Source organism: Pseudomonas berkeleyensis (assembly GCF_014109765.1).
Classification (GTDB): Bacteria; Pseudomonadota; Gammaproteobacteria; order Pseudomonadales; family Pseudomonadaceae; genus Aquipseudomonas; species Aquipseudomonas berkeleyensis.
This window is the reverse complement of record NZ_CP059139.1, coordinates 844,771-856,302: the sequence shown is the minus strand read 5'-3', so window position 1 is coordinate 856,302 and position 11,532 is coordinate 844,771. Positions and strand designations below refer to the sequence as shown.

At 63.9% G+C, this 11,532-nt stretch carries 11 protein-coding genes; 7 read left to right on the top strand and 4 right to left on the bottom strand.

Features of this window, described 5'->3' with window-relative positions; genetic code table 11:
• The first annotated feature begins 18 nt into the window (after positions 1 to 18).
• Positions 19 to 717 carry an urea ABC transporter ATP-binding subunit UrtE gene (urtE, locus tag HS968_RS03945; protein ID WP_112210706.1) on the top strand — a complete coding sequence of 233 codons (699 nt, stop codon included), beginning with the start codon at positions 19 to 21 and terminating at the stop codon, positions 715 to 717.
• Positions 718 to 898: 181 nt separating this feature from the next.
• On the opposite strand, the gene HS968_RS03940 is transcribed toward urtE, so the two are convergent.
• The gene (locus HS968_RS03940) at positions 899 to 1,870 is read right to left on the bottom strand and encodes an IS110 family RNA-guided transposase (protein WP_182370243.1); all 972 of its coding nucleotides are present in this window, start codon (positions 1,868 to 1,870) and stop codon (positions 899 to 901) included.
• Positions 1,871 to 2,153: 283 nt separating this feature from the next.
• Positions 2,154 to 2,939: an aldolase gene (locus HS968_RS03935; RefSeq protein WP_182370242.1), complete on the bottom strand. Its 786-nt coding sequence runs from the start codon at positions 2,937 to 2,939 to the stop codon at positions 2,154 to 2,156.
• Positions 2,940 to 3,121: 182 nt separating this feature from the next.
• Between HS968_RS03935 and HS968_RS03930 the strand changes: the two genes are divergently transcribed.
• Positions 3,122 to 4,441 carry an aspartate aminotransferase family protein gene (locus tag HS968_RS03930; protein WP_182370241.1) on the top strand — a complete coding sequence of 440 codons (1,320 nt, stop codon included), beginning with the start codon at positions 3,122 to 3,124 and terminating at the stop codon, positions 4,439 to 4,441.
• A 412-nt stretch (positions 4,442 to 4,853) separates the two neighbouring features.
• On the opposite strand, the gene pdxR is transcribed toward HS968_RS03930, so the two are convergent.
• Positions 4,854 to 6,347 carry a MocR-like pyridoxine biosynthesis transcription factor PdxR gene (pdxR, locus tag HS968_RS03925; RefSeq protein WP_182370240.1) on the bottom strand — a complete coding sequence of 498 codons (1,494 nt, stop codon included), beginning with the start codon at positions 6,345 to 6,347 and terminating at the stop codon, positions 4,854 to 4,856.
• A gap of 176 nt (positions 6,348 to 6,523) precedes the next feature.
• On the opposite strand from pdxR, the gene HS968_RS03920 reads away from it, so the two are divergent.
• From HS968_RS03920 to HS968_RS03900, 5 genes are all read left to right on the top strand, one after another.
• The gene (locus HS968_RS03920) at positions 6,524 to 7,405 is read left to right on the top strand and encodes a transporter substrate-binding domain-containing protein (RefSeq protein ID WP_182370239.1); all 882 of its coding nucleotides are present in this window, start codon (positions 6,524 to 6,526) and stop codon (positions 7,403 to 7,405) included.
• Positions 7,406 to 7,598: 193 nt separating this feature from the next.
• Positions 7,599 to 8,240, top strand: a complete 642-nt coding sequence (locus HS968_RS03915) for an amino acid ABC transporter permease (RefSeq protein ID WP_182370238.1) — start codon at positions 7,599 to 7,601, stop codon at positions 8,238 to 8,240.
• A gap of 10 nt (positions 8,241 to 8,250) precedes the next feature.
• Positions 8,251 to 8,913: an amino acid ABC transporter permease gene (locus tag HS968_RS03910; protein WP_182370237.1), complete on the top strand. Its 663-nt coding sequence runs from the start codon at positions 8,251 to 8,253 to the stop codon at positions 8,911 to 8,913.
• Positions 8,906 to 9,664: an amino acid ABC transporter ATP-binding protein gene (locus HS968_RS03905; protein WP_182370236.1), complete on the top strand. Its 759-nt coding sequence runs from the start codon at positions 8,906 to 8,908 to the stop codon at positions 9,662 to 9,664. Before HS968_RS03910 ends, HS968_RS03905 begins: the two co-directional genes overlap by 8 nt.
• A gap of 138 nt (positions 9,665 to 9,802) precedes the next feature.
• Entirely contained in the window at positions 9,803 to 10,561 is a 759-nt protein-coding gene (locus tag HS968_RS03900; protein ID WP_182370235.1) for an SDR family NAD(P)-dependent oxidoreductase, read from the top strand.
• 129 nt (positions 10,562 to 10,690) lie between these two features.
• Here the strand turns inward: HS968_RS03900 and HS968_RS03895 are convergent, their stop codons facing one another.
• Positions 10,691 to 11,401, bottom strand: coding sequence for a sulfite exporter TauE/SafE family protein (locus HS968_RS03895; protein ID WP_182370234.1), 711 nt, complete (start codon positions 11,399 to 11,401; stop codon positions 10,691 to 10,693).
• Between the last annotated feature and the right edge of the window lie 131 nt (positions 11,402 to 11,532).

The following is an 11,532-nucleotide window of genomic DNA, read 5'->3' as shown; positions in this document are numbered from 1 at the left end:
ATGCTTAAGGACATCGATATGCTGCAAGTCCAACAACTCCACCAGTATTACGGCGGCAGCCACATCCTCCGTGGCCTGTCGTTCGATGTGAAGGTCGGCGAAGTCACCTGCCTGCTCGGCCGCAACGGCGTGGGCAAGACCACCCTGCTCAAGTGCCTGATGGGCCTGATCCCGGCCAAGGACGGCAGCGTGCAATGGGAAGGCAAAGCCATCACCGGCTTCAAACCGCACCAACGTGTGCACGCCGGCATTGCCTACGTGCCGCAGGGCCGCGAGATCTTCGGCCGCCTGACGGTGGAAGAAAACCTGCTGATGGGCCTGTCGCGTTTTCCCGGCAGCCAGGCCAAGGCCGTGCCCGAGTTCATCTACGAGCTGTTCCCGGTGCTGCGCGAAATGAAGCATCGCCGTGGCGGTGACCTGTCCGGCGGCCAGCAGCAACAGCTGGCTATCGGTCGCGCGCTGGCCAGCCAGCCGCGCCTGCTGATCCTCGACGAACCCACCGAAGGTATCCAGCCCTCGGTGATCAAAGAGATCGGCGTAGTGATCAAGAAGCTCGCCGCCCGTGGCGACATGGCCATCCTGCTGGTGGAGCAGTTCTACGATTTCGCTGCCGAATTGGCCGACCAGTACCTGGTGATGAGCCGCGGAGAGATCGTCCAGCAAGGCCGTGGCGAGAACATGGAAGCCGAAGGCGTGCGCGGGTTGGTGGCGATCTGATTCGGAACGTAGGGCGGGTGCAACCCGCCAGAAATATCCGGGGTGTCCATTGGTGGGCTGAAGCCCACCCTACGGCAGGCGAGCGATTTGTAGGGTGGGCCGGGCGGCGTACCGCTTCAGCCCACCAAAATCAGATGGTCGCTGTGACCTTAATTCAGTCACGTAGATACCGTCTTGCGCCTTACCGTGCAATTGCCAAAGCAAGATCGAAAGGTTTGCGCGATTTCAGTACGCCATAAGCGATGCACAGCAGTTTGCGCATCGCTGCGCAGACGGTTTGTTTACCCCTCTTGCCCCTGGCTCTTAGACGCTCGGCCTGCGCTTTGATCGCTGGGTTATAAGTGAGCGCCACCACGGCAGGCAGGTACAACGCAGTCCGTAGTCTGGCCGAGCCCGTGCGCGAGATGCCGCTATGGCCTCGGGCGACACCAGACTCTTGTAACCGTGGATCTAAACCGGCAAATGCCGTGACGGCACGTGCATCGGTAAAGCGTTCGATATCACCGAGTTCAGCCATTATCAGAGCCGCGGTCTTCTCGGCGATACCATTGATGCTCACGAGCAAGTCGCGTTTACCACGCAAATCCGGGTCATCGTCGATATGTCGCTTGATCTGTTCTAGCGTCCAGGCGATCTGTTCATCGAGCCTTTGCAGAACCGCCTGAATCGAGCTTTGAACAGTGCTCGAGCTGACGTCGAGTCGATTGAGCTCCATCTGCCGCAGCGACTGCAGATCCTCCAGGCGCCGCGTCAAGGCGCGCAGCTGACGCACCGACGCCGGCTCCGGTTGCCAGGCACGCAAATGTTCGACGTGTAGCTGGCCATAGGTGGCTATCAGCTTGGCATCCAGTTTGTCCGTTTTACTGCGCTGCAGTTGGCTCTGGGCATAACGGGCGATCTGCGCCGGGTTGAGCACCGCGATCCGATAACCCAGTTCATGGAAGTGCTCGGCAAGCGCCTCGTGATAGATGCCCGTGGCCTCCATCACGATCCATGCGCCAGGCTCGGCATGTCGCTGTAGCCAGTCGGCGAAGACCGCAAAGCCTGCCTTGTCGTTGCTCAGTTTGCTTTTGGTTCGGTGCTTGCCGTTAGGTTGCAAGATCGCCAGATCGAAGGTGCGCTTGGCGATATCAACGCCCACTACCGCTGCCATAATGTCCTCCTCCACAGATTTGCACCGATCATCACGTCATCCTGTCCAACCTTGCTGATGCGAGCTCGAAGCTCTGGATACCGTTCGGACTTGGCGGATGAGTGCGGAGAAGCGCAGCGCAATCTACGAGGCAAGCTCAAGGCTTAAGGGTGGGTACGGCCTGCAGCTCCTCCCCCGATGATCAGTCGGGAACCATAACCTCGCAGGAGGCTATGGTCGAGATACAAGGGTGGGTGACGTTTCACCCGTCCACCAAACACAACCTCGCGCCAGCAGAAGCCCTTCACTCGGCGAAATCCGCCCCCTCGCGTAGCAACTGGCGCTTCACGCTCTCAAGATGCAGGTACGCGCTTTCGGCGTTGCCCTGCAGCATCTGCCGGCACGCCGCACTGGCAATCGCCGGCGCCACCGCTTTCAACGGACGACCGCTAGCCATGGCCTTTAGCTGCACCTCAGCGGCACGCTCCAGGTAGTAGAGGTCGTCCCAGGCCTCGGCAATGCTCGGCCCCAGCACCAGCGGGCCATGGTTCTTCAGCATCACCACATCAGCCTCACCTGCCGCACGGGCGATGCGCTCGCCCTCGGCGTAGTTCAGGGCAAGGCCCTGATAATCCTCATCCACCGCTAGACGTTCATAGAACTTCAACGCCGTCTGCCCGGCCCAGACGAAGGGCTCGCCCTCCAGCATGCACAGCGCCGTGGCGTTGGGCATGTGCGTGTGGAACGCCGCCGTGGCGCGCGGATTAAGACGGTGCAACTGGGCATGGATGAAGAACGCCGTGGCCTCGGGACAGCCCTCGCCCAATACTACACGCCCCTCGAAATCGCAGATCAGCAGCGAGGACGCTGTGACCTCGGCGAAAGCCAGCCCATAAGGGTTGACCAGAAACAACTCGGGCCGCCCCGGCACCACCACGGAAAAGTGATTGCAGATACCCTCGCCCATGCCGAGCCTTGCAGCCATGCGAAAACAGGCGGCCAGGTCGATACGCGCTTGAGCGATCGCGGGGCTGTCGAGGCCACTGGTGGAAGCTACAGGGGCAGTATTGATTTCGAATGCATGGGCCATGTGCGCCACTCCTCAAAGAGATGCCTCAAGCCTAGCGTGCAGGCTGAGTACGCCTAGGGACAGTTACCCCGCGTCGTTGAGCCAGACGCGCTGACCCGGCCACATCCGGCATCTGGCCCTACGGCACACGGCCGCTTTGTTCCTAAGGTGCAGCCATCCGCAACGGCCAGCCCGAGGTCATCATGAGCACACCGATCAGCAACCAGTACGTCCACGATCTGGATCGCCAGCACGTCTTCCACTCCTGGTCGACCCAGGGCGCCCTCAACCCACTGGTGATCGCCGGTGGCGAAGGCTGCACGCTGTGGGACTACGACGGTAAACGCTACCTCGACTTCAGCAGCCAGTTGGTCAACACCAACATCGGCCACCAGCACCCGAAGGTCATCGCTGCTATCCAGGAACAGGCCGGCAGCCTGGTAACCATCGCCCCGGCCGCCGCCAACCTGATGCGTGGCGAAGCCGCCAAGCGCATCCTCGCCCGCGCGCCGGCCGGTTTCTCCAAGGTGTTCTTCACCAACGCCGGCGCCGATGCCAACGAGAACGCCATGCGCATGGCGCGCCTGTACACCGGTCGCGACAAGATCCTCTCCGCCTATCGCTCCTACCATGGCAGCACCGGCGCGGCCATCGTCGCCACCGGTGATCCACGCCGCGTGCCCAACGAATACGCCCGTGGTCATGTGCACTTCTTCAACCCCTACCTGTACCGCAGCGAATTCAACGCGGCGAACGAGGAAGAGGAATGCGCGCGCGCCCTGCAACACCTGCGCCGGGTCATCGAATGCGAGGGACCAGGCGCCATCGCCGCGATCCTGCTGGAGAGCATTCCCGGCACGGCGGGCATTCTGGTGCCGCCGAAAGGCTATATGCAGGGCGTGCGCAAGCTGGCCGACGAGTTCGGCATCCTGCTGATCTGCGATGAAGTGATGGCCGGCTTCGGCCGCACCGGCGCCTGGCTGGCGCTCGAACACTTCGGCGTGGTGCCGGACCTGATCGTCTTCGCCAAGGGCGTCAATTCCGGCTACGTGCCAGCGGGCGGGGTGATGATCTCCAAGCCGATCTGCGAGCACTTCGACAACCACTTCTTCCCCGGCGGGCTGACCTACTCCGGCCACCCGCTGGCCATGGCCGCCATCGTCGCCACCCTGGATGCGATGGCCGAAGAAGGCATGGTGGAAAACGCCCGTGACATCGGCGCCCAGGTTCTCGGCCCAGGCCTGAAGAAGTTGGCCGAGCGCTACCCGATGATCGGCGAGGCCCGTGGCGTCGGCCTGTTCTGGGCGCTGGAATTCGTCAGCGATGTGCAGAAGAAGACGCCGATGCCGGCGCCGGTGATGCAGGAAATGAAGGCGGCGCTGACTGCCCGCGGGCTGCTCAGCTTCGTGGTGGAAAACCGCATCCATGTGGTGCCGCCGTGCATCGTCAGCGCCGCCCAGGTGGACGAGGCGCTGGCGATCTTCGACGAGGTGTTCGCCCTGTTCGCGCCGCGTTTTGCCTGATAACTATCGCGGCTGAAGCTGCTCCTACAGGGCCAACGAAATTCGGCAAGGCTGCGTAGCACGGATGCAATCCGGGGACTGCGGTTCCGCCTCAAGCTCCAGCCGCACCACGAATGGCCCCCTCTCCCATTTATGGGAGAGGGCTGGGGAGAGGGTGAGCGGTCGCGAAGCAGCATCGCACGCCCCCAACAGCATCGCGGCTGAAGCCGCTCCTACAAATCCCGCGACAGTCGCCGCACTTAGAGCCTGTTCAAAGCCTCGCGCGCTAGAGCCAGGCAAGGAGAAATCGAGCGAAGAACGCTCGGAGTCGCGTTCGACTTTACGAGCTGTAAATGAGCATTCTGACCGGGCTGGCGTTCCAGCTTGATTTCAACGCTGCATGGCCGACGCGCAGCAGACTTTGAACACGCTCTTACAAACGCCTCAACACCTCACCCAGCTTCTGCACACCCGGCCGAATGCGTTCGGCATCGATGGCATGGAAGCCCAGGCGCATGAAATTCCTCGGCGCTTCGCCATCACCAAGGAAGAACTGCGCACCGTATTCGATCAGCACGCTCTGCTGCGCCGCCGCCCAGGCCAGGCGTTGTGTATCGACCCCCGCAGGCGCCGCCAGCCAGCAGGCGCTGGCACCCGGGCTGCCCATCGGCTGGCAATCGCTCAGGTCGCTGCGCAGCGCCTGGTAGAGCAGCTCGCGGCGGCGGCAATGTTCCTCACGAAAGCGCCGCAGGTGCGCGTCGTAATGCCCCTGGGCAAGGAAGTCGGCGAGCATGCGCTGGTTGTTCAACGGCGGGTGGCGGTACATCAGCCGGCGTAAGGCGCGCAACTCGTCGATCAGCTCGGCGTCGGCGACCATGTAGCCGATGCGCAGCCCCGGCGAGAAGGCCTTGGACAGGCTGCTCAGGTAGATCACCCGGCCGCTGCTGTCACTGGCCTTGAGCGCTGGCAGTGGGTGGTTGTCGAGATTGAATTCAGCGTCGTAGTCATCCTCGATCAGCACCTGGTCGTGCTCGCGAATCTGCCTCAGCAGTTGCTCGCGCCGTGCCGCACTCATCGCCACGCCGGTGGGCACCTGGTGCCCCGGCGTCACGTACAGGTACTGGCAGTCATCCAGCCGGCGGTCCACCACCAGCCCCTGATCGTCTACATCCTGCAGGTGCACCTTGGCGCCGTGAATGTCGAAGATGCTCGCTGCATCGCGAAAGCCCGGGTTCTCCACGCCAACGCGCACTCCGCGCGCCATCAGCAGGCTGGCCAGCAGGTACAACGCGTTCTGCGAGCCCAGGGTCACCAGAATCTCGTCGGCCCGCGCCCAGATACCGCGCTTGGGCAGCACGCGGGTGCGCAGTTGCTCGATCAGTTGCTCGTCGTCACGGTCGAAGCGGTCACCCAGCCAACCCTGGTCGCGCTCGCCGCTGAGGTTCTTGCGCGACACCTCGCGCCAGCGTTCCAGCGGGAACAGCTCGCTGATCGGCTGGCCGTAGATGAACGGATAGGTAAAGCGACTCCAGTTGCTCGGGCGCAATACGCCGTGCTTCAAACTGGGCTGCATGCGAAAGCGCGCGGCCCAATCCGGGGCAGTGGCGGCACTGCTGGCATCCGATGGTTCCGGCTTGCGTAACGGCGTCATGCGCAGCACGGCATCGGTCTGCCCGCAGTAATCGGGGTGCAGGTAGTAGCCACTGCGCGGGCGGCTGATCAGGTAGCCGTTGTCGAGCAGGCTCTCGTACACCAGCGCCACGGTATTGCGCGACACCGACAACTGCTGGGACAGCTTGCGACACGACGGCAGCGGCTCGTCGGCCGGGAAACCTCCACCGAGGATGGCCGACACCAACGACTCGCGAAGCTGCTCCTGAAGGCCGCGCTGACGGTCGAAATCGAGGTGGTAAAAGTGGTCGATCATGGCGCCCTCCAACAGCCAAACAACCCTGTGATGTAGCAAGTAGCGCGCCACTGTCACTGGCCAGAACAAAGGCCGGAACTGCCCCTATCGCCGGCTCGACAGGCGTCTCTAAGGTGAAAACGAAACCGCCGCCGAGCGGCCTGGACAACCCTTGTCGACATCTCTGGAGCACGCCCATGAAGCCATCGAACACCGATTCCAACCCCTTCGGCCTGCTGCGCAAGCTGGCTCTGGCCAGTTGCCTGGTCGGCGCCTCGCTGAGCGCCCATGCCGACCTCGACGACATCAAGAGCAAGGGTGTGATGACCGTCGCCACCGAGGACGACTACGCGCCGTTCAACTTCATCGTCGACGGCAAGCCGGAGGGGTTCCACAAGGAGCTGCTGGAAGACCTGAAGACCTACGCCAAGGCGCAGGGCTTCGACGTCAAGCCGGAAATCCTGCCCTGGACGGGCCTGCTCGCCTCGGTCTCGTCTGGCCAGTACGACATGGCCTTCACCGGCGCCCTGGTCACCGACGACCGCCTGCGCGTGTTCAACTTCGCCCCGCCCTTCGCCTCGGCGCAGCATTTCTACGTCAAGCGCGCCGGTGACGACCGTCTCAGCGACATCGCCAGCCTGTGCGGCAAGACCGTCGGCCTGCAGGCCGGCAGCGCCCTGCTCGCACGCCTGCCGGAGCTGAAGAAGATGATGGCCGCCGAAGGCTGCGAGATCGGCACCGTGACCGAATACCCGTCCTACCCAGAGGCCTACGCCGACCTGGCCAACGGCCGTCTGGACTACGTGATCAACGCGCTGATTTCGGTCAACGACCTGGTCAAGACCCGCGGCGACACCTTCGCCAAGGGCATCGCCGTCTCCGGTGACGGCTTCGCCGCCTGGCCGGTGCCCAAGAGCAGTCCCGAGCTGCTGGAGTTCCTTACCGGTTTCATGACCGAGGTGCGTGACAGCGGTCGCCTGGCCGAGCTGCAGACCAAGTGGTTCGGCGAAGCCTTCCCAGCCATGCCCAAGGAGCCGATCACCAAGGTCGAGCAGTTCCACGAACTGGCCGGCATGTGACAGCGGGCCGAGGCCAAGCCGCTGGCATGGCCTCGTAGGGTGCGCCGCGCGCACCAGCGTCAACGGTACCGGCGTTTCGGTGCACGGCGCACCCTACACGCTCATCACCAACGTACTGCCGCCTATCAGGGACAGGGCCAGCGCTGGCCCTGACCTTGCTTGCAACACCCCACCATTTTCCTAGGAGCCCGACATGAACGGACAAGCCTGGTTATTGCTGCTCGAAGGCGCCTGGACGACTCTGTGGATCTCCTCGATCGCCATCGCCCTGGGCGTGGTCATCGGCCTGGGCATCGCGCTCCTGCGTATGGCACGCATTCCCTTCGTGGAGCAGGCGCTGGTGCTCTACGTGAGCCTGGCGCGTGCCACGCCGCTGGTCACCTTGGTGCTGTTCATCTTTCTCTCGGCCCCCACCTTCGGTCTGGCCATGGATCGCAATACGGCGGCGATTCTCGCCCTAACCCTGAATACCGCAGCCTTCAATGCCGAGGTCTGGCGCACGGCGTTCATCATTTTCTCCCGCGAGCAGAAGGAAGCGGCGCTGGCCTGCGGCATGACCAACGGCGTGTTCTTCCGCCGCATCATGTTGCCGCAGATGATCACCAGCAGCCTGCCCGGTCTGATCAACGAGATGTCCTTCCTGATCAAGAGCAGCCCGGCCATCGCGGTGATCGGCATCGTCGACCTGACCCGCGTGACCAACCGCATCGCCGCCGTGACCTACGAACCACTGCCACCGATTCTCGCTGCCGCCCTGCTGTACATGCTGATCATCGGCGTGCTGCTCAAGGTGCAGGCCATCGCCGAGAAGAAAGCCAACCGCCTGGCCATGTGAGGACGCGACCATGACCGAATGGAGCATCATCTGGGAGGCGCGCGGCGCCTTCCTCAACGGCGCACTCAACACCCTGATCCTGTTCGCCCTGTCGGTGCTGGCGGCCTTCGCCATCGGCTGCTTCAGCGTCTACCTGCTGGAGGGCCGCAACTGGCTGTCGACCTTGCTGCGCGGGGCGATCAACCTGATGCGCATGCTGCCCTTCCTGGTGCTGGCCTACCTGCTCTACTACGGCCTGCCGGCCCTGGGCATCAAGCCCAGCGCCTGGGGTGCAGGCCTGGTGGCGCTGGCCATCTATCACGCGGCCTACTTCGCCGAGATTCTGCGTGGTGCGCGCCTGGTGCTACCGCTCGGCCAGGTCGAGGCGGCCAAGGCCCATGGCTTTCGCCCCGCTCGCCTGTACTGGCGGATCATCCTGCCGCAACTGGTGATCCGCACCCGTCCGCTGCTCGGCAACCAACTGATCTACGCGCTGAAGGACACCGCCTTTCTCACCATCATCACCGTGCAGGAACTGACCGCCGCGGCCAATTCGGTGCAGGCCACCTACTTCATTCCCAGCGAGGCGTTCATCGTGGTCATCGCCCTGTACTGGGTCATCAGCATCTGCCTGGAACTGGCGCTCAAATGGGCGAGCCGGTTCGGCGCCAAACGAGGTTTCGAACATGCCTGACGTACCGGCGGTACAGATCGACAATCTGTCCAAGAGCTTCGACGATGTCGAGGTACTGCGCGACATCTCACTGACCGTGAACAAGGGCGAGGTAGTCAGCGTGCTGGGCTCGTCCGGCTCGGGCAAATCCACCCTGCTGCGCTGCATCAACTGGCTTGAAGAGCCGGATCGCGGCAGTATTCACATCGCCGGCCAGCGCATCGGCGTCGACGCCCAGGGCAAGCGCATGAACAACCGCGACCTGGCAGCGATCCGCGCCAAGACCGGCATGGTGTTCCAGAGCTTCAACCTGTGGCCGCACCTGAGCGTGCTGCAGAACGTGATGGAAGCACCGATGCAGGTGAAGAAGATGCGCAAGGACGAAGCCCGCGCCATCGCCCAGACGCTGCTGGAAAAGGTCGGCATGGAACAGAAGGCCGAGGCCTTTCCCTACACCCTCTCCGGTGGGCAGAAGCAGCGCGTGGCAATTGCCCGTGCCCTGGCCATGAGCCCGGAGGTGATCCTGTTCGACGAGCCGACCTCGGCACTCGACCCGGAGCGGGTCGGCGAAGTCCTGACAGTGATGAAGAACCTTTCCAGCGAGGGCTACACCATGATCGTGGTCACCCACGAAATGGAATTCGCCCGCGCGGTATCCGATCAGGTGGTGTTCCTGGAGAAGGGTCTGCTGATCGAAAAATCCGCGCCGGAGAAGTTCTTCACCAACCCGGAAACCGAACGCGTGCGCAAGTTCCTCGAACTGTCCGCATGAATCTGCGGCCAGCTGTGGAGCGCGGCCTTTCGGCCAAGGCCTTACACTGGCGCACCGCCCCAATAGGACTGCTCTACGTGCGCCCGACAGCGGGTACAGGAGCAGGCCATGAACCCTGATAGCAAAACGAGGTTATCCATGAGCAAGGTGGCATTCATCACAGGCGCGACATCCGGCTTCGGCCGCGCCACGGCACGACGCTTCGCCGAGGCCGGCTGGGCCCTGGTGCTCAGCGGTCGCCGCCTGGAGCGCCTGGAAGAGCTGAAGGCCGAACTGCAGGACAAGGTGCCGGTGCACATCGCCGCGCTCGACGTGCGCGATGCGGCAGCGGTGAAGGCGCTGGTCGACGGCCTGCAGGCGCCCTTCGACCGCATCGACGTGCTGGTCAACAACGCCGGCCTGGCGCTGGCCCCGGAGGCCGCGCAGAAGGTTGCCCTGGAAGACTGGCACACCATGATCGACACTAACGTCACCGGCCTGGTCAACGTCACCCACGCGGTACTGCCCAAGCTGCTGGAAATCGGCAAGGGCACCAGCATCATCAACATCGGCTCGGTGGCCGGCGAATGGCCCTACCCGGGCGGCCACGTGTACGGCGCCAGCAAGGCCTTCGTCAAACAGTTCAGCTTCAACCTGCGCTGCGACCTGGTATCCACCGGCGTACGCGTCACCGACATCGCGCCGGGCATGGCCGAAACCGAGTTCACCCTGGTGCGCACCAAGGGCAACCAGGCCGCCTCCGACGCGCTGTACGGCAGCACCACGCCGCTGACCGCCGAGGACATCGCCGAGCAGATCTTCTACGTCGCCACCCTGCCGGATCACATCAACATCAACCGCCTGGAAATCATGCCGAGCCGCCAGGCCTGGTCGCCCTTCGCCATCGACCGCGATTGAAGGACGTGCCAGATATGGCGCCTCGCAGGGCGGGTTACGGCGATCGCAACCGAACCCGCCCGTAGGGTGCGCCGTGCGCACCGCAGCGATCTTGTAGCAACGGATACTTCTCGGTGCGCGCAGCGCACCCTACACGATCGCCTTCAGCAGGCTGCCCAGCGACAACAGCACCAGCAACCCTCCGACCAGCACCCGCAGCGACAACGGCTGCCAGCGCGGATGCAGCCACTGGCCGAGCAGGTTGCCGGCCAACGCCGGCAGTGCCAGCTCCAGCGCCAGCCGCCACTGCGCGCCGCTCAGCACACCCACGAGGCCCAGCCCGATCAGCGCAGCGCCACTGCTGGCCAGGAAGAACAGCACCGCCGTACCGCGCAACTGACGAGCGTCGAGGCCACTGCGCAGCAGATAGATCATCAAGGGCGGGCCGCCGGCCGAGGCCAGGGTAGTCGCCAGACCGGAGGCCAGTCCCGCCAACCAGGCCATACCCTGGCCCACCGGCGTAGCAACGGAGGGCCGCCACAACACCAGCACGCCACCGCATAAACAAAGCACAGCCACCAGCGGCGCCATGATGCGCGCCGGCAGCCAGAGCAGCAGCCAGGCACCCAATGGCACCGCCAGCAGCATGCCGGCCAATAGACGCCCCAGCACGCGCCCGTGAGCGGCGCGTAGCGCCGCCGACCACAACGTCACACTGCAGGCCACGTCGAGAATCAGCGCCACCGGCACCGCCTCGGCTGGCGGCAGCTGCAGCATCAGTCCGAGCGCCATCAGCATGGCGAAACCGAAGCCGCTGTAGCCGCGCACCAGGCCTGCGGCAAAGGCGATAAAGGTGAACATGAGCGCTCCACACGAATCGACGTCCGACTCTAGGGCTGGCCAGGCGCGATAAGGCAGAGCCAGATGCAGCGCCGCGACTGGCCACAGGTGCAGGCAAGCTCAAAAGCGCACCGAATTGGTTCGGGGCACGC